This is a genomic window from Streptomyces sp. NPDC055749 (genome assembly GCF_053617235.1).
Genome location: NZ_JBSHFH010000038.1, coordinates 65,859 through 82,551 on the forward strand (window position 1 = coordinate 65,859; position 16,693 = coordinate 82,551).

The following is a 16,693-nucleotide window of genomic DNA, read 5'->3' on the forward strand; positions in this document are numbered from 1 at the left end:
CTGTGAACCTTCTATTCACATCCTGAAGGTCTGAATACTTGTAGTCAACAGGTGAGCCCGCGCCACGCCCGGGCAGATGTGTGGCACCACATCCCCGGGGAGGAATCCGTGACCGCGTCACACACACCCGAATCGCCTGCCACAGCGGAAACACCGGCACTCAAGCGGGCCATCGGCCCCAGATTGCTCATCCTGTTCGTGATCGGCGACATCCTCGGCACCGGCATCTACGCCACCACCGGCAAGGTCGCGGGCAAGGTCGGCGGAGCACTCTGGCTGCCGTTCCTGATCGGCTTCGTCGTCGCGATCCTGACGGCCGCCTCGTACGTGGAACTCGTCGGCAAGTACCCCAAGGCGGCCGGGGCCGCGCTCTACACCCAGAAGGCGTTCAAGGTCCCGTTCCTGACCTTCGTGATCGCCTTCATGGTGATGTGCTCCGGACTCTCGTCCGCGAGCGCGGCGGCCCGCGCGTTCAGCGGCGACTACCTCGGCGAGTTCACCTCCGCCGTACCGCCCACACTGGTCGCCATCCTCTTCATCCTGGCACTCGCCGCAATCAATCTGCGCGGAGTCGCCGAATCGGTGAAGGCGAACGTCGTTCTGACGATCGTCGAGGTCACCGGCCTGCTGGTGATCCTGTCGATCGGCGCGTACGCCATCCTCACCGGCGACGGAGAGCCGTCCAGGCTGACCGAGTTCGAGGCGAGCGGCACCGGCTTCGCACTGTTCACCGGCGTGCTCGGCGCGACCGCGCTCGGCTTCTTCGCCTTCGTCGGCTTCGAGGACTCGGTGAACATGGCCGAGGAGACCAAGGACCCCGCGCGCACCTTCCCACGCGCCATCTTCATAGGCGTCGCCGTGACGGGCACGGTCTACGTGCTGGTGGCCCTGATCTCCTCCCTCCTGGTCGACTACCGCACCCTGGAGGGGTCCAGCGGCCCGCTCCTGGAAGTGGTGAAGGCGGGCGGCGTCGACTTCCCGCCGAAACTCTTCGCGCTGATAGCCCTGTTCGCGGTCACCAACTCCGCCCTGATCAACATCATGATGGCCTCGCGGCTCTGCTACGGCATGGCCAACGAACGCATCCTCCCGCAGGCCATGGGCCGGGTCCTCGCCAAGCGGCGCACCCCGTGGGTCGGCATCGTCTTCGTCTCCGTACTCGCCGTCGGTCTCGTCTCCACCGGCGAGATCGAGGGCCTCGGCGACACGACGGCCTTCCTCCTGCTGTGCGTCTTCGCCGTCGTCAACATCGCCGTTCTCGTCCTGCGCAAGGACCGGGTGGACCACCATCACTTCCGTACGCCGACGGCCCTGCCCGTACTCGGGGCGATCACGGCCCTGATCCTGGCCAGCCCCCTCGCCGACCGGGACGCTGACGTCTACATCAGGGCCGGGGTGCTCCTGCTGATCGGGATCGGCCTCTGGGTGGTCAACAAGGTGGTGATGACCGCGCGCGAGAAGGCCTGACCGCGGCCGGCGGGCCTCCTTTACACGGCCGTCCGCATGTACCAATGGAAAATGCCAGAACTCCCCCCTGGCGCGGGCACGTTGCGTAACCTCTGGGTCACAGCCGTACGCGACGTCGGGAGGGGAGTCCGCGTGCCCGGAATCGACGAGTGCCTGCTCGAAATCATGAAACTGCCCGGCGCCCGGGGCGCCGCGGTGGTCGATTGGACGAGCGGCCTCGCCCTCGGAACCGCCGGTGAATCACCCAACGGCGACCACGAGGCCACCGCCGCGGAGACCGCCGAGGTGGCGCGGATGGCGGCCGAGCAGCCCGCGTTCGCGCTCCCGCCGCCCGAAGGCCCGGCCGAGCGGAGAGCCGGCCCGCCGGTCGAGGACGTCATCATCACCACCCTCGCCGGCTACCACATACTCCGATTCGTCGAGACGGCCTTCGACAGCAGCGTCTTCCTGCACCTCTGGCTGGACCGGGCGGAAGGCAACCTCGCCCTCGCCCGCCTGCGGCTCGGCGAGACGGCGGAGCGGCTGGTCCTGGCATGAGACCGACGACCGCCGGCCCCGTGGGGGACACCGTGCGGCGCTCCGCCCCCTCCCCCATGCTCCAGCGGCTGGCGGCCGAGCGCGCCACAGGCGCCCTGATGCGGGACCGCGGCACGCTCTATCTGGCGGACGGCAAGGTGGTGCACGCCGAGAGCCCCGCCACCCCCGGCATCGACATCCTGCTGACCACGGGCGGGGCGCTGCGGCACGAAGGCTGGTGGGACGCGGTCGCCCAGGCGGGAGCCGGGCAGCGGGTCGGCCGCTATCTGGTGGACAGCGGTCATGTGCCGGGCGGCGCACTGGAGTTGTGCCATCTGGGCGCCTTGTACGATGCCGCGTTCTTCGCCCTCGCCCCGACCCGGACCCCGGCCAGATTCCGCTACGGCGTCTCGCACTGGATCGGCCCCGTCCACCCCGTCGCCGTCGAAGCCGTGCAGCGCGAGACGCTCAGACGCCGGGAACTGCTGGACCGCATCTGGCCCGAGGCGCTGACCGACACCGCGCCGGTGGCCCGGACCGCGCATCCCGTGGACGCACCCGTCCCGCACCGCCGGCGCCGGGTCCTGGAGCTGGCCGACGGGGTGCTCACCGCCTCGGACATCGCCCGGGAGCTGGGCCGTTCGACGTTCCACATCCTGGTCGACCTGCGGCGGCTCGCGGCTGCCGGGCTGGTCAGAGCGGTCCGGCAGGGCACGGAGCCCGGCGCGGCACCCGGCCGGGTGGCACTGCCCGACGTGACGGCCGACCCCGATGTCGCCCTGCTGCGCCGGCTCCGAGACGCATTGGAGGCCCTGTGATACGCGCGCTCAGACAGCGTGCCGGGAGGAGACAACTGATGGTGCCCGAGGCCGAAGTGCAGGAAGTCCTCGATGAACTCCAGCGGTTGCGGGCCCGCGTCCCCCTTCTCTCCGGCGCCCTGGCGGCCAGCACAGACGGCCTGGTCCTGGCCCATGACACGCCGGGCGTCGAAGCCGAGGGAGTCGCCGCACTGACCGCCGCCGCCCTCGGCGTGGCCATCCGGATGAGCGACGCCACGGGCCGGGGCGACTTCCGTGAACTGCTGGTACGCGGCAGGACCGGCTACATCGCGACGTACGCGGCAGGCAGGTCCGCCGTCCTCACGCTGCTCGCCGAGGACCGCATCAACGTCGGCAGGCTCCATCTGGAGGGCCGCCGCGCGGGCACCCGTATCGGCGAAGTCATCGACGCGGTGCCGACCCGGACCGACAGACCCGCCACACCCCCGGCAAGCACCCCGCAGCCGGGCGCCCCACAGCCGGGCAGCCCCCAGCCACGCACCCCGCAGAACCGCCCCCTGCCGCACCGCCCCACGTAGCGGCCCCGCCCCCCGACCCCACCGGGACAGACCCATCACACGGAAACGGCTCCGGTCACCCCGACCGGCCAGGGAAAGGAAACGAGCACCCATGGCGAACACCGAAGCGTCACTGAAGGAAGCGATGTCGTCCATCGAGGGCACCACCGGTGTCGCCCTCGTCGACTACACGAGCGGAATGGCTCTGGGCACGCTCGGCGGCGGCAAGGACTTCAACCTGGAGGTCGCGGCCGCGGGCAACACCGACGTCGTACGCGCCAAGCTCCGCACCATGGAACACCTCGGCATCCAGGACGAGATCGAGGACATCCTCATCACGCTGGGCACCCAGTACCACCTGATCCGGCTGCTCAAGACCCGTGGCAGCAACGGCCTGTTCCTCTACCTGGTGCTGGACGCCGGCCGTGCCAACCTGGCGATGGCCCGCCACCAGCTGAAGCGGATCGAGGCCGAGCTGGACATCTGATCCGCTCACCGGGACACCGCGCCGCACCGGGCGCGGCGTCCCGGCGGCGGCCACACCGGAGCTACTCGACGAACAGACCGCGGGCAGCGGCCCGCGCATCGAACTCCTCCAGCCGTGCCTGCGCGTCCGGCAGTGCGTCGCACATGGCCTCAAGCAACACCCGCCCCAGCAGCATCGGCGCGCACGCGGTGTCGAAGGCGAGCCCGGTGCCGACGGCTGCCGGAATCAGCAGATCACTGTGCTTGGCCACCGGGGCGAACGCCGAGTCGGCCACGGTCACCACGGTCAGCCCCTGCTCCTGGGCGTACGCGAGTGAGTCCACGACCTCCCGGGGATGGCGCGGCAGCGCGAAGCACATCAGCGCGGTGGCACCCGCCCGCCGGACCGCGTCGATCCGGTCGAGCAGCGCGCTGCCGCCCTCGTCGAGCACCCGGACATCGGGATGCACCTTGGCGGCGAAGTACCCGAAGCCCCGCGCCTGCGAGGACGCGGCCCGTAGCCCGAGCACGGGCAGCGGTCGCGAGCCGGCGAGCAGCTGTCCCGCCCGCTCCACCGGCCCGGGGTCGGAGAGCAGCGCGGTCAGGTGCTGGAGATTCTCGATCTCGGCCCGGACGGCCTGCTGGTACTCGTTGTACGTGTCCTCGGCGCCGGAGACCGTTTCCGCGGGCGCCACCTCCCGCAGGTGCCTGCGCAGCGCGGGATAGCCGTCGAAGCCGAGTGCCACGGCGAACCGGGTGACGGACGGCTGACTGACCCCTGCCAGCTCGGCCAGCTCCACACTGGACAGGAACGGCGCGTCACCGGCCCTGCGGACCATGGAGTGCGCGATCCGTCGCTGGGTGGGCGTGAGCCGATGCCCCTCGAAGAGCCGCTGCAACCGCGCAGCCGGGCTGCTCCCGCTCATGCTGACCCTCCAGAGATCCGGCGCGCCGGTCCGGCACCGCGAAATCCATTCAGCCAGCAAGCGGCCTGTATGTCCATATACAGACGGCCCGTACCGAGCCGTGCCGCTGTCACCAACAGGGCAAACAGGGGGGTTAGCCCCACTGACCCGGGTGCCCCCGGCTTCGTACCGTCAGAGCATGGATGCCCGCGACCCCGAGCTCGGCAAAGAGCTCGACGCCACCGTGAAGGCCCGCACCGAACTGGGCCCGGAGTACGAGTCCGCGCTCATCGACTCGTTCCTGGAGAAGGTCGAGCGAAGTCTCGACGGAACACTCGACCGTCGTGTGCGCAGGCATCTCGCCGAGCAGCAGATGACCGCCGCCCGCGAGGCACGCTCTCCGCAGGTTGCGGGGAGGTTCGGCGAGCGGTTCGGGTTCGGCATCATCTCGCTGGTCCTGGCGATCCCGCTCTCCGCGATCGGCGTCGCGAACGCCGGGATCGAGGGGCTGGTGGTGGCCTGGCTGGGGATCGTCGGTGTCAACGCGGTGAACGCGGCGCACGGCTGGGCATGGGCCCGCTCCGGGCGGGACTCGCGGCGGCGGGACTCCGACTGGGAGGAGTGAGCCGGCGCGGTGCAAGCGGTCCCGGCGCCCTGGTTCCGCATGCGCGGGGGATATGTCGCGGGGACCGCCGCACCCCCGGTTGCCCGGGGGGCGGGACGACGGCGGTCCCCGCGAGGGACGCGGTCCGGGTCAGGGCCGGGTGCCGCGTCCTGGCGACGGTGGAGGTCCGGGAGCCGCTCCGTAGTCCGTGTCGCCGTCTCGGGTGCCGGCGGGTTTCCCTGCCGACACCCACTAATGTGCCCGAGCCGTGTTAAGCGGGTGCTGCGCGTACATGACGCGCTCGTACCGTTTTCACGAAGCCCGGACACATCGCGTTACGGCTTCGCGGTCACGGCTTCGCGCCCGCGTCCTTGGCGAGGAACGCCAGCAGGTCCTGCCTGCTCACGACGCCCTTCGGCTTGCCCTCCACCAGCACGATCGCCGCGTCCGCGCCGTCCGCGCCGCTGAGCGCGGCCATCAGGTCCTCGACCGGCTCCCCGGAGCCGACCTGCGGCAGCGGGGCCGACATGTGCTTCTCCAGCGAGTCGGAGAGCTGGGCGCGCTGCGTGAACAGGGCGTCCAGGAGCTGGCGCTCGACGACGGAGCCGATGACCTCGGCGGCCATCACGTCCGGGTGCCCGGCGCCCGGCTTCACGATCGGCATCTGGGAGACGCCGTACTCGCGGAGCACCTCGATCGCCTCGCCGACCGTCTCCTCGGGGTGCATGTGGACGAGGTGCGGCAGCGGACCGTCCTTGTAGTCCAGGACGGCGCCGACACGGGCGGAGGTGCCGGTGTTCTCCAGGAAGCCGTAGTCGGCCATCCACTCGTCGTTGAAGATCTTGCTGAGGTAGCCGCGCCCGCTGTCGGGGAGCAGCACGACCACCACGTCGTCCGGTCCCAGCCGCGAGGCGACCTCCAGGGCCGCGACGACCGCCATGCCGCAGGAGCCGCCGACGAGCAGGCCCTCCTCCTTGGCGAGGCGGCGGGTCATCTGGAAGGAGTCCTTGTCGGACACCGCGACGATCTCGTCCGTGACCGTGCGGTCGTAGGCGGTGGGCCAGAAGTCCTCGCCGACGCCCTCGACCAGATACGGGCGTCCGGAGCCGCCCGAGTAGACCGAGCCCTCCGGGTCCGCGCCGATGACCTTCACGGCGCCGTCGCTGACCTCCTTGAGATAGCGGCCGGTGCCGGTGATGGTGCCGCCGGTGCCGACGCCCGCCACGAAGTGCGTGATCCGGCCGTCCGTCTGCTCCCAGAGCTCGGGACCTGTGGTCTCGTAGTGGGAGCGCGGGTTGTTCGGGTTGGAGTACTGGTCGGGCTTCCAGGCTCCCGGCGTCTCACGGACCAGCCGGTCGGAGACGTTGTAGTACGAGTCCGGGTGCTCGGGGTCGACGGCCGTCGGGCAGACGACGACCTCGGCGCCGTACGCGCGCATCACATTGATCTTGTCCGTGGACACCTTGTCCGGGCAGACGAAGATGCAGTGGTAGCCCTTCTGCTGGGCGACGATGGCAAGGCCGACGCCTGTGTTGCCGCTGGTCGGCTCGACGATCGTGCCGCCGGGCTTGAGCTGTCCGCTCTGCTCGGCCGCCTCGATCATGCGCAGCGCGATGCGGTCCTTCACCGACCCGCCTGGGTTGAAGTACTCGACCTTGGCCAGGACCGTCGCCTGAATGCCTGCCGACACATTGCGCAGCCTCACCAGCGGGGTGTTACCGACAAGACTGATCATCGAATCGTGGAATTGCACCGTGTACTCCGGGATCTCCGAGATGGTCCGGCCCAGAGTATGCGTACGGGCACGAGATTGGGCGAAGCGATTGGGCGCTGCCTCCCACGGGGCAGGTAGGTGTAAGTACGGCGTACGGCGAAGAGGAGGTGGACCCGACTGTGTCGAGGGCGCGAGTGGCACGGCGGATCGCGGCGGGCGCTGCCTACGGAGGCGGCAGCATCGGCCTGATCGGGGCCGCGACTGTGGGTGTGGTGCTGGCCGAGGTCCAGCTGGCGAAACGGCAGGTGGGCGGGGGTACGGCGCCCGTGCCGCCGAGTGCGGACGGGCGGTACGGGGTGGCGTTCACCGGCCCCGAGGAACCGCTGCGGCTCGTCATGCTCGGTGATTCGACGGCGGCCGGGCAGGGGGTGCGCAGGGCCGGGCAGACGCCGGGGGCGCTGCTCGCCTCGGGGCTCGCGGCCGTGTCCGAACGGCCGGTGGACCTGAGGAACGTCGCGTTGCCGGGGGCGCGGTCCGACGATCTGGAGCGCCAGGTCGCGCTGGTGGTGGCCGATCCGGCGCGGGTCCCCGATGTCTGCGTGATCATGATCGGGGCCAACGATGTGACGCACCGGATGCCCGCCACGCAGTCGGTGCGGTGTCTGACCACGGCGGTACGCAGGCTGCGCACCGCGGGCGCCGAGGTGATCGTCGGTACGTGCCCCGATCTGGGGACGATCGAGCCGGTCTACCAGCCGCTGCGCTGGCTGGCCCGGCGGGTGAGCCGGCAGCTGGCGGCGGCGCAGACGATCGGCGCCGTGGAGCAGGGCGGACGGACGGTGTCGCTGGGCGACCTGCTGGGGCCGGAGTTCGCGGCGAACCCCCGGGAGCTGTTCGGCCCCGACAACTACCACCCGTCGGCTGAGGGGTACGCGACGGCGGCGATGGCGATGCTGCCCACCGTGTGCGCGGCGCTGGGCCTGTGGCCGGAGTCCGACCGGCTGGACGGGGCGAGGCGCGAGGGCATGCTGCCGGTGGCCAAGGCGGCCTCCAAGGCGGCACGGGAGGCCGGTACGGAGGTCACGGGGGCGCGGGCTCCCTGGGCTCTGCTCAAGCACCGCAGGCGGCGGCGTCTGCCCGCGGCCACGGAACCGGCCTCGCACGCGGACGTGGACGCGGTGAACCGGCAGGCTCATCAGTGAGCGACTGAGCGGTTGCTTAGAAAAGAGGCCCGCATCACACGGCCTGCCGGGTGACCTCAGCGATACGTGCGGGTAATTTCCAGAGCAGTCCAGCCTTCCAGCCTGCCTTCCAGCCCTCATGGAGCCGCGTGATGCCCGAAGCCGTGATCGTCTCTGCCGCCCGTTCGCCGATCGGCCGGGCCTTCAAGGGGTCCCTCAAGGATCTGCGCGCCGACGACCTGACCGCCACCATCATCCAGACCGCGCTGGCCAAGGTCCCCGAGCTGGACCCGCGGGACATCGACGACCTGATGCTCGGCTGCGGCCTCCCCGGCGGCGAGCAGGGCAACAACCTGGGCCGCATCATCGCCGTACAGATGGGGATGGACCACCTTCCCGGCTGTACGGTCACCCGCTACTGCTCGTCCTCCCTGCAGACCAGCCGCATGGCGCTGCACGCCATCAAGGCCGGCGAGGGCGACGTGTTCATCTCGGCCGGTGTCGAGATGGTGTCCCGCTTCGTGAAGGGCAACTCCGACAGCCTGCCGGACACGCACAACCCGCTCTTCGCCGAGGCCGAGGCCCGCACCGCGGCGCGCGCCGAGCAGGAGGGCCTGGACTGGCACGACCCGCGCGAGGACGGCATCGTCCCGGACGCCTACATCTCGATGGGGCAGACCGCGGAGAACCTGGCCCGCCTCAAGGGCGTCACGCGCCAGGAGATGGACGAGTTCGGCGTACGTTCGCAGAACCTCGCCGAGGCCGCCATCAAGAACGGCTTCTGGGAGCGCGAGATCACCCCGGTGACGACGCCGGACGGCACTGTCGTCTCCCAGGACGACGGCCCGCGCGCGGGCGTCACCCTGGAGGGCGTCCAGGGCCTGAAGCCGGTCTTCCGCCCCGACGGCCGGGTCACCGCCGCCAACTGCTGCCCGCTCAACGACGGCGCCGCAGCGCTGGTGATCATGTCCGACACCAAGGCGCGCGAGCTCGGCCTGACCCCGCTGGCCCGCATCGTGTCGACCGGCGTCTCCGGCCTGTCCCCCGAGATCATGGGTTACGGACCGGTCGAGGCCAGCAAGCAGGCGCTGAAGCGCGCCGGGCTGACCGTCGACGACATCGACCTCGCCGAGATCAACGAGGCGTTCGCCGCCCAGGTGATCCCCTCCTACCGCGACCTCGGCCTGCCGCTGGACAAGGTCAACGTCAACGGCGGCGCCATCGCCGTCGGCCACCCGTTCGGTATGACCGGCGCCCGGATCACCGGCACGCTGATCAACAGCCTGCAGTTCCACGACAAGCAGTTCGGTCTGGAGACCATGTGCGTGGGCGGCGGCCAGGGCATGGCCATGGTGATCGAGCGGCTCAGCTAGGGCACTGAGGCGGCTCCCCCGGCCCCGGGGAGCCTCTCCCACTCCCGCGGAACGGCCGTTTTGAACCGGACCGAGCCCCGACCGTGACCGAATCTCCCCCAGGATGTGATCTGCGTCCCGGGGGAGAGTCGTTTCCCCAGGTCACAGTGGCCACAGGGCTAAACATCAGGCCCAAAGACCTGTCCAATTCGTGACGTAATGCACTGACAGCAGGCACAAGTACAGGACAAGCTGATGTAGGAAGTCGGGGGATCGATTGAAACCGGGAGTATGTCAGTGAGCGCCATGTCATTTGCCCTGTTGCTGACCACCGCCGCTGCCACGGCTGTAGGTGCCGCTGCTCTGCACGCCGCTCACGGGCTGCGCAAGCAGGTCGCGGGCCTGCGTACAGAACTGGCCGCGGACCGACTCGGCGGCGCCACGGTGCCGCCACAGAGCCGCAGCACAGCCACCACGCCCGCCGCGGAGATACGCGCGGCCGTCAGCGAGGCACTCGCCGAGGAACGCGAGCGCGAGCTCGCCGAGGCGCGCGCCTTCTGGGCCGCCCAGGAAGCCCGCGACGCCGCCGACGCCCCGTCCCTGCTGGGCGGTCTTGCCGGTCTCGGCGACGACGCCCCCTTCTTCCTTCCCCGCCAGGCCGACTTCTCGGGCCTCGAAGCGATGGACCTCGAAGCGACCGAGGCCCTGGAGGAGCTGGCGGAGCTCAGCGAGCGGGCATCGGCGGAGCGCGAGCTCGCCGAGATCACCGATCTTCCGGAGATCTCCGAGTTCGCCGATGACTCCCCCGAGCTGGCAGCGGCCCGCCGCCGCCACCCCTCGCACCCCGACTTCGTCCCCGTGCAGACACCCGTGGTCACCGATCACGAACGCACCGTGGGCCGCCTGGAAGAGCTCGCCGACACGGCCACCGAGCTGACGGACGTCCGCCCCGGCCCGCTCGGCACCCTCGACGTCTATGTCTTCGCGGACGGCACCACGCTCTGTATGACCCCGGGCCACCGCGAGACGGCCGAGCGCCTCGCCGACTCCCTGCGCGCCGGTGAGACGCCGGTCCTGCTGGGCGGTTCCGGAGTATCCGGCGCCTACGCCCTGACCTTCTCCTGCGGCGAGGACAACGTCTACATCCTCGCCGACCGGGTCATCGCCTCGTTCTAGTACGCGGCGACTCCCGGGGCGCGGGCCCTACGCGAACGCCCGCGCCGCGGCCTCGTCGACGAATCGCACGGCCTCGTCCAGCTCCACGGACGGGGCCGTTACCAGTGCCTCGGCCAAATCGCGCCCTGCTACGGCGAGTTGGTCACCGACGCTGAACACCCCCGCGTCCGGCATGAGACGCGGCTCCAGGTCCGGCCGCTCGATCCGCTGGGCACGTACGGCCAGTTCCCTCGCCGCGGCCAGCCCCTCGGCGGCGGCGCCGCGCTGGAGCCGGCTCTGCGGGGCGGCACGCAGCCGGTCGGCGAACCGGTCCACGGCGGTGATCAACGGCGTCGTATCAAGCACTCCGCGACCCTACGCGCCCCTCCCCGGTGGTTGCCAACGGGCGGACGCTCAGGCACGGTGTCGGGAAGGACCAGCACCGCGTATCGCGTCGGAGGCGCCGATGTCCCAAGTCTTCTCCGAAGAAACCCATCGCAACCTGCTCTCCCGCATCCCCCAGTGCACCGGCCGTGAGATCTCCGACTGGCTCCGCACGGTCGACGAAGGCCCGTCCCTCTTCCGCTTCGAGGAGAAGGTCAGCTGGCTGCGGAGCGAACACGATCTGGCCTACGGCCACGCCAAGGCGATCATCCACGAGTACGACCTGCGCCGGGCCGCCCGGAAGCTCGGGTAGGCACACGCGCCGACGGAAAACGGAACGGCCCGCAGGCGATGCCTGCGGGCCGTTCCGTCGTGCGGGATTCCCTGCGGACTAGTCGTCGCCGCTCAGGATGGAGAGCACACGCAGCATCTCCAGGTAGATCCACACCAGGGTCATGGTGAGGCCGAACGCGGCCAGCCAGGACTCCTCGCGCGGAGCGCCGAAGGCGATGCCGTCCTCGACCTGCTTGAAGTCCAGGGCCAGGAAGCACGCGCCGAGCACGATGCCGATGACACCGAACAGGATGCCGAGGCCGCCACTGCGGAAGCCCAGGCCGTCGCCGCCCGCGAAGACGGCGAACAGCAGGTTGACCACCATCAGGAGCAGGAAGCCCATGGCGGCGGCCATCACGAAGCCGTAGAAACGGCGGGTGACGCGGATCCAGCGCATCTTGTACGCGAAGAGCACACCGGCGAAGACACACATGGTGCCCAGCACCGCCTGCGCGACCACGCCGGGGCTGATGTAGGTGCTGACCGCACTGGACAGCACTCCGAGGAAGACACCCTCGAAGGCCGCGTACGTGATGATCAGCGCCGGCACCGGCTTGCGCTTGAAGGACTGGATGAGCGACAGGACGAACGCCACGATGGCGGCGCCGATCGCGATGCCGTACGACTTGCCGAGATTGGCCTCGTCGACAGGCAGCAGGACCCAGGCGAGCACGGCGCCGAGCACCACGGTGCCCAGCGTCATCGCCGTACGCGTGACGACGTCGTCGATCGTCATCGCGCCGGAGCGCGCGGGCGCCTGCGGGGCGCCGTACTGGGTGTCCTGCTGGGCGTAGGGGTTGGTGGCGTACGGGTTGGCGGCGGTGCCCTCGGCGTACGGGTTGGTGCCCGTCGCGGGGGCCCCGGCCTGCGGCGCCGCGTTGAAGCCCGCGTAGCCGTTGTCGCGGCTGAACCCCCGTCGCGAGAAGACCGGGTTGCTGCTCCTCATTTCACTCCTCCATGGCCACACTGCGTGGCCTTGTCACAAGAGTAATGGGTAGGCAAAACAATCACCCTAGTGCTCGGGGAGGATCTTTGAGGAAGTTGATCGTTTAAGCACCCTCGGGGCGACGGTCGCTCCCCGGCAGGGGCCGTGATGGTGCCCGGAACCGGACTCGAACCGGCACGCCCCCGAGGGGCAGCGAGGTTTAAGCTCGCCGTGTCTGCATTCCACCATCCGGGCAAGGCGCGCGGCTCCGCGTTGGCACATGACCCTATCCGGGGGTGTCCCTCGATCAGCGGAACGCCGGCGCGATGTTGTCTTATTTTATTGACCGCTTGAGGGGGCGTCAGCACATTCCGGGGCCATCACCACATGGCCGGGCCCGACAAGGGCCCCAAAGCCCCCTCGCACGGGAATGACGGAAAGTCGCCGCACCCGGACGGCCCAATACGCCAGGGCCACGCCACCACGCGCCATGGCTCCGCCACCTCACCCGGCGCCGACGGCCTCGCCGGACCGCGGAACGGCCGGTTCCCCGGCACCCCGGGGTTCACCGGCACCGCATCCGTGACATGGAACACGACGCTGCCGGCGGGCAGCGAATCGACGGGGATTCGGTCTGCCCCGGCCGGCGGAACCACCCACTCCGGGAGAAGGGCGAGACCGCGCGGGAGCGTTCTCGCAGTCACCTCTCCCCCGCGACCCACCCCCGGGCCCGTCACCCTCTGTGACAGACCGTCCGCTCCACCGCCCCGCCCCACCGCGGACGGACCTTCTCAGGGTCGGTGTCATACCCCAGGAGTACGCCGGAGGCCTGCCGGTGCGACTCAAGAGGGCCCCGGGAACGGGCACGGGGACTGACGACCGGGAGGAATACGGCGGAGACGATGGAGGGGTCCCCGAGCGAAGCCCGGAACCATCCGACCCAGGAGTGCCCCAGTGACCACCACCGCCCCCACCGTTCACCGCGCCACCGCGGTGGCCGCCCGCGCCACGGAGCTGTCGAAGGTCTACGGCCAGGGTGAGACCCAGGTGGTCGCCCTGGACCGGGTCACCGTGGACTTCCCGCAGGGCGAGTTCACCGCGATCATGGGGCCCTCCGGCTCCGGCAAGTCCACGCTGATGCACTGCGTGGCCGGACTCGACAGCTTCAGCAGTGGTTCCGTGCGCATCGGCGACACCGAGCTGGGGTCCCTCAAGGACAAGCAGCTCACGCAGCTCCGCCGGGACAAGATCGGCTTCATCTTCCAGGCGTTCAACCTGCTGCCGACGCTGACCGCGCTGGAGAACATCACGCTGCCGATGGACATCGCGGGCCGCAAGCCCGACGCCGCCTGGCTGCAGAAGGTCATCGACATGGTGGGCCTCTCGGACCGCCTGAAGCACCGCCCGACCGAGCTCTCAGGCGGCCAGCAGCAGCGCGTCGCCGTGGCCCGCGCCCTCGCCTCGCAGCCGGAGATCATCTTCGGCGACGAGCCGACCGGGAACCTCGACTCCCGGTCCGGCGCCGAGGTCCTCGGCTTCCTTCGCAACTCGGTGCGCGAGCTGGGTCAGACCGTGGTGATGGTGACCCACGACCCGGTGGCCGCCTCCTACGCGGATCGCGTGATCTTCCTCGCCGACGGCGCGATCGTCGACGAGATGACGCACCCCACGGCCGACGGGGTCCTCGACCGGATGAAGGCGTTCGACGCGAAGGGCCGCACCAGCTGACGTAACGGCTGTTGCTCCCGTCCCCCTTCCGGAACCCATCCCAGGACTACAGACATGTTCCGCACCGCCCTGCGCAATGTCCTCGCGCACAAGGCCAGGCTGCTGATGACCGTGCTCGCCGTGATGCTCGGCGTGGCCTTCGTCTCCGGCACCCTCGTCTTCACCGACACTCTCGGCAACGCCTTCCGCAACCAGTCGGCGAAGAGCTACGACAACGTCGCCGTCGCCGTCACCACCAACGCCTCCCAGAGGGACGAGAAGACCCCCGGCGTCGACACCGCCACCCTGAAGAAGATCCAGGGCCTGGACGGCGTCGCCGACGCCACCGGCCGGGTCTCCGGCTTCGCGGGCGTCGCCGACACCGACGGCAAGCTCATCGGCAACGGCTGGTCCAACACCGGGGCCAACTTCTTCCCCGGCAAGAACGGCAAGGACGACCAGTACACGTTCACCGACGGCACTGGCCCCACGAAGGCCGGCCAGGTCGCGCTCGACAAGGACTCCGCGAGCAAGGGCGACTACCGCGTCGGTGACCCGGTCCGGGTCGCCACGAACGGGCCGGTGAAGGAGTTCACCCTCTCCGGTGTGTTCACCACCGAGGACGGCGCCGTCAACGCGGGCGGCAGCCTGGTCCTGTTCGACACCGCGGTCGCCCAGCAGCTCTACCTCAAGCCCGGCGTCTTCCAGAACGTCACGGTCGCCGCGGCGCCCGGCGTCTCCGAACAGCAGCTGCTGGACGCGGTCGGACCGCTGCTGCCGAAGCACGCCACCGCCGAGACCGGCAAGGCCCTCGCCGACGAGCAGGCCACACAGATCGAGAACGAGCTCTCCAACCTCAACACGATGCTGCTCGCCTTCGCGGGCATCGCCCTCTTCGTCGGCATCTTCCTGATCGCCAACACCTTCACCATGCTGGTCGCCCAGCGCACCAGGGAGCTGGCCCTGATGCGGGCCGTCGGCGCCTCCCGCCGCCAGGTCAAGCGTTCCGTACTGCTGGAGGCGGCCGTCGTCGGCGCCATCGCCTCGGTGGTCGGATTCCTGCTCGGCCTCGGCCTCGCCGTCGGACTGCGTTCCGCGATGAGCCTGATCGGCGGCAAGATCCCCGCCGGTCCGCTGGTGGTCTCCCCCACCGCGATCGCCGCGGCGTTCGGCGTCGGTGTCCTGGTGACCGTGTTGGCCGCCTGGCTGCCCGCACGCCGGGCCGCGAAGATCCCGCCGGTGGCGGCGATGAGCAGCGTGCACGCGGTGGCCACGACCAAGTCGCTGGTCGTACGGAACTCGATCGGCGGGGCGCTCGCCCTGCTCGGCGCGGCGGGCATCGTCGCGGGTGCGGCGGCCGGCAGCGACGGCCGGACCATCATCGCGGGCGGCGCCTTCCTGTCGCTGATCGGTGTCATCGTCCTCATCCCGCTGCTGTCGCGACCGGTGATCGCCCTGGTGCGTCCGCTGCTGATGAAGCTGTTCGGCGTCTCGGGAAAGCTGGCCGCGCAGAACGCGGTCCGTAACCCCCGGCGTACCGGAGCGACGGCCTCCGCGCTGGCGATCGGTCTGACCCTGGTCACCGGAATCTCGGTGCTGGGCGTCACGCTCGGCCAGGCCGTCGACCGGATGACGACGGACAACATCAAGGCCGACTACATGGTCTCGATGGCGAGCGGCGACTCGCTCGACGAGTCCGCGCTCAAGGCCCTGGAGAAGGCCGACGGAGTCTCTGCGGTCTCCCCCCAGCAGGCCGTCTGGCTCGAAATGGGCAGCTCGGGCTACTCGGCGTCCGGGGTCACCCCGGGCGATGTGCAGAAGGTCCTCGCGATCAAGACCGTCTCCGGTTCGCTGGACACGCTCGCCGACGGCGGGATCGCGGTCTCCGAGAAGACGGCGAAGTCGAACGGCTGGAAGACCGGAGACACGGTCCCGGTGACGTACGAGGACGAGAAGAAGGGGAAGCTGAAGGTAGGCGCGCTCTACGAGGACAACGAGTTCCTCTCGCCCGTCCTCGTACCGAAGGCGGTGGCCGACGCGCACACCTCCCACCCGGAGATCCGCGAGATCTATCTGAAGATGGACGGCGGCGCGAGCGAGGCCAACGAGCAGGCCGTGGTGGACGCGCTGGGCGACAACCCGGCGATGAGTGTCATGGACCGGCAGGACATCCGGGACATGTTCGGCGGCTTCGTCAGCATGGCGCTGAACATCATGTACGGACTGCTGGCGATGGCTCTGATCATCGCGGTGCTCGGGGTCGTCAACACCCTGGCGATGTCGGTGTTCGAGCGTCAGCAGGAGATCGGCATGGTGCGGGCGATCGGTCTGGACCGGCGCAGGGTGAAGCGCATGATCCGTCTTGAGGCCGTGGTCATCTCGGTCTTCGGCGCGCTGATCGGTGTCGGGCTCGGTACGTTCCTCGGCTGGGCGATCGGCCGGACACTGGCCTCGGAGATCCCGGAGTACGCCCTCGTCGTCCCGTGGGACAGGCTCGCGCTGTTCCTGGTGCTCGCGGGACTGGTGGGTGTGCTGGCCTCGCTCTGGCCGGCCCGCAGCGCCGCGAAGCTGAACATGCTGACGGCGATCAAGACCGAGTAACGCTCGTCGGGGACGTACGAGAGGCCGGTGTCCGCAGTGTGCGGGCAC

The 16,693-nt window shown here is 70.0% G+C and carries 16 protein-coding genes and 1 tRNA gene; 12 read left to right on the forward strand and 5 right to left on the reverse strand.

Annotated elements, in window-relative coordinates; translation table 11 throughout:
- Positions 1 to 108 precede the first annotated feature (108 nt).
- The 5 genes from ACWGO0_RS25715 (at position 109) to ACWGO0_RS25735 (ending at position 3,806) form a co-directional block, all read left to right on the forward strand.
- Positions 109 to 1,467: an APC family permease gene (locus ACWGO0_RS25715; protein WP_453539549.1), complete on the forward strand. Its 1,359-nt coding sequence runs from the start codon at positions 109 to 111 to the stop codon at positions 1,465 to 1,467.
- Positions 1,468 to 1,599: 132 nt separating this feature from the next.
- A complete protein-coding gene (locus ACWGO0_RS25720; protein WP_453539552.1) occupies positions 1,600 to 2,004 on the forward strand; it encodes a hypothetical protein in 405 nt (134 codons plus the stop codon).
- Complete coding sequence (locus tag ACWGO0_RS25725; RefSeq protein ID WP_453539555.1) at positions 2,001 to 2,801, forward strand: transcriptional regulator; 801 nt, start codon at positions 2,001 to 2,003, stop codon at positions 2,799 to 2,801. Before ACWGO0_RS25720 ends, ACWGO0_RS25725 begins: the two co-directional genes overlap by 4 nt.
- A 38-nt stretch (positions 2,802 to 2,839) precedes the next feature.
- Positions 2,840 to 3,340 (forward strand): roadblock/LC7 domain-containing protein, encoded by a 501-nt coding sequence (locus tag ACWGO0_RS25730; RefSeq protein ID WP_453539558.1) that lies wholly within the window; start codon positions 2,840 to 2,842, stop codon positions 3,338 to 3,340.
- Between the two features lie 91 nt (positions 3,341 to 3,431).
- The gene (locus ACWGO0_RS25735) at positions 3,432 to 3,806 is read left to right on the forward strand and encodes a hypothetical protein (protein WP_453539561.1); all 375 of its coding nucleotides are present in this window, start codon (positions 3,432 to 3,434) and stop codon (positions 3,804 to 3,806) included.
- Positions 3,807 to 3,867: 61 nt separating this feature from the next.
- Here ACWGO0_RS25735 and ACWGO0_RS25740 read toward each other — a convergent pair whose 3' ends face one another.
- Positions 3,868 to 4,710: a MurR/RpiR family transcriptional regulator gene (locus tag ACWGO0_RS25740; RefSeq protein WP_453539564.1), complete on the reverse strand. Its 843-nt coding sequence runs from the start codon at positions 4,708 to 4,710 to the stop codon at positions 3,868 to 3,870.
- 178 nt (positions 4,711 to 4,888) lie between these two features.
- Here ACWGO0_RS25740 and ACWGO0_RS25745 point away from each other — a divergent pair, with 178 nt between their 5' ends.
- Entirely contained in the window at positions 4,889 to 5,314 is a 426-nt protein-coding gene (locus tag ACWGO0_RS25745; protein ID WP_453539567.1) for a hypothetical protein, read from the forward strand.
- A gap of 328 nt (positions 5,315 to 5,642) precedes the next feature.
- Here ACWGO0_RS25745 and ACWGO0_RS25750 read toward each other — a convergent pair whose 3' ends face one another.
- Entirely contained in the window at positions 5,643 to 7,046 is a 1,404-nt protein-coding gene (locus ACWGO0_RS25750) for a cystathionine beta-synthase (protein WP_453539570.1), read from the reverse strand.
- 155 nt (positions 7,047 to 7,201) lie between these two features.
- Between ACWGO0_RS25750 and ACWGO0_RS25755 the strand changes: the two genes are divergently transcribed.
- The 3 genes from ACWGO0_RS25755 to ACWGO0_RS25765 all read left to right on the forward strand — a co-directional run bounded on the left by ACWGO0_RS25755 (position 7,202) and on the right by ACWGO0_RS25765 (position 10,716).
- Positions 7,202 to 8,209, forward strand: a complete 1,008-nt coding sequence (locus tag ACWGO0_RS25755; RefSeq protein WP_453539601.1) for an SGNH/GDSL hydrolase family protein — start codon at positions 7,202 to 7,204, stop codon at positions 8,207 to 8,209.
- Between the two features lie 131 nt (positions 8,210 to 8,340).
- The gene (locus ACWGO0_RS25760) at positions 8,341 to 9,561 is read left to right on the forward strand and encodes an acetyl-CoA C-acetyltransferase (RefSeq protein WP_453539573.1); all 1,221 of its coding nucleotides are present in this window, start codon (positions 8,341 to 8,343) and stop codon (positions 9,559 to 9,561) included.
- Between the two features lie 270 nt (positions 9,562 to 9,831).
- Positions 9,832 to 10,716: a hypothetical protein gene (locus ACWGO0_RS25765; protein WP_453539576.1), complete on the forward strand. Its 885-nt coding sequence runs from the start codon at positions 9,832 to 9,834 to the stop codon at positions 10,714 to 10,716.
- 27 nt (positions 10,717 to 10,743) lie between these two features.
- On the opposite strand, the gene ACWGO0_RS25770 is transcribed toward ACWGO0_RS25765, so the two are convergent.
- Positions 10,744 to 11,061: a hypothetical protein gene (locus tag ACWGO0_RS25770; protein WP_453539579.1), complete on the reverse strand. Its 318-nt coding sequence runs from the start codon at positions 11,059 to 11,061 to the stop codon at positions 10,744 to 10,746.
- A 100-nt stretch (positions 11,062 to 11,161) separates the two neighbouring features.
- On the opposite strand from ACWGO0_RS25770, the gene ACWGO0_RS25775 reads away from it, so the two are divergent.
- Positions 11,162 to 11,392 carry a DUF4287 domain-containing protein gene (locus ACWGO0_RS25775; protein ID WP_328910564.1) on the forward strand — a complete coding sequence of 77 codons (231 nt, stop codon included), beginning with the start codon at positions 11,162 to 11,164 and terminating at the stop codon, positions 11,390 to 11,392.
- 78 nt (positions 11,393 to 11,470) lie between these two features.
- Here the strand turns inward: ACWGO0_RS25775 and ACWGO0_RS25780 are convergent, their stop codons facing one another.
- Complete coding sequence (locus ACWGO0_RS25780) at positions 11,471 to 12,358, reverse strand: Bax inhibitor-1/YccA family protein (RefSeq protein ID WP_453539583.1); 888 nt, start codon at positions 12,356 to 12,358, stop codon at positions 11,471 to 11,473.
- Between the two features lie 148 nt (positions 12,359 to 12,506).
- A tRNA-Leu gene (locus ACWGO0_RS25785) sits at positions 12,507 to 12,592 on the reverse strand.
- A 699-nt stretch (positions 12,593 to 13,291) separates the two neighbouring features.
- On the opposite strand from ACWGO0_RS25785, the gene ACWGO0_RS25790 reads away from it, so the two are divergent.
- Both ACWGO0_RS25790 and ACWGO0_RS25795 read left to right on the forward strand, forming a co-directional pair.
- Complete coding sequence (locus ACWGO0_RS25790) at positions 13,292 to 14,065, forward strand: ABC transporter ATP-binding protein (RefSeq protein ID WP_453539586.1); 774 nt, start codon at positions 13,292 to 13,294, stop codon at positions 14,063 to 14,065.
- Between the two features lie 54 nt (positions 14,066 to 14,119).
- Positions 14,120 to 16,645, forward strand: a complete 2,526-nt coding sequence (locus ACWGO0_RS25795; RefSeq protein WP_453539589.1) for an ABC transporter permease — start codon at positions 14,120 to 14,122, stop codon at positions 16,643 to 16,645.
- Positions 16,646 to 16,693 lie beyond the last annotated feature (48 nt).

What these genes read in the sequence shown, in the direction of transcription:
- ACWGO0_RS25725 (WP_453539555.1), top strand. Translation starts at nt 2,001, where the DNA reads ATGAGACCGACGACCGCCGGCCCCGTGGGGGACACCGTGCGGCGCTCC.
- ACWGO0_RS25730 (WP_453539558.1), top strand. Translation starts at nt 2,840, where the DNA reads ATGGTGCCCGAGGCCGAAGTGCAGGAAGTCCTCGATGAACTCCAGCGG.
- ACWGO0_RS25735 (WP_453539561.1), top strand. Translation starts at nt 3,432, where the DNA reads ATGGCGAACACCGAAGCGTCACTGAAGGAAGCGATGTCGTCCATCGAG.
- ACWGO0_RS25740 (WP_453539564.1), bottom strand. Translation starts at nt 4,710, where the DNA reads ATGAGCGGGAGCAGCCCGGCTGCGCGGTTGCAGCGGCTCTTCGAGGGG.
- ACWGO0_RS25745 (WP_453539567.1), top strand. Translation starts at nt 4,889, where the DNA reads ATGGATGCCCGCGACCCCGAGCTCGGCAAAGAGCTCGACGCCACCGTG.
- ACWGO0_RS25760 (WP_453539573.1), top strand. Translation starts at nt 8,341, where the DNA reads ATGCCCGAAGCCGTGATCGTCTCTGCCGCCCGTTCGCCGATCGGCCGG.
- ACWGO0_RS25765 (WP_453539576.1), top strand. Translation starts at nt 9,832, where the DNA reads ATGTCAGTGAGCGCCATGTCATTTGCCCTGTTGCTGACCACCGCCGCT.
- ACWGO0_RS25775 (WP_328910564.1), top strand. Translation starts at nt 11,162, where the DNA reads ATGTCCCAAGTCTTCTCCGAAGAAACCCATCGCAACCTGCTCTCCCGC.
- ACWGO0_RS25780 (WP_453539583.1), bottom strand. Translation starts at nt 12,358, where the DNA reads ATGAGGAGCAGCAACCCGGTCTTCTCGCGACGGGGGTTCAGCCGCGAC.
- ACWGO0_RS25795 (WP_453539589.1), top strand. Translation starts at nt 14,120, where the DNA reads ATGTTCCGCACCGCCCTGCGCAATGTCCTCGCGCACAAGGCCAGGCTG.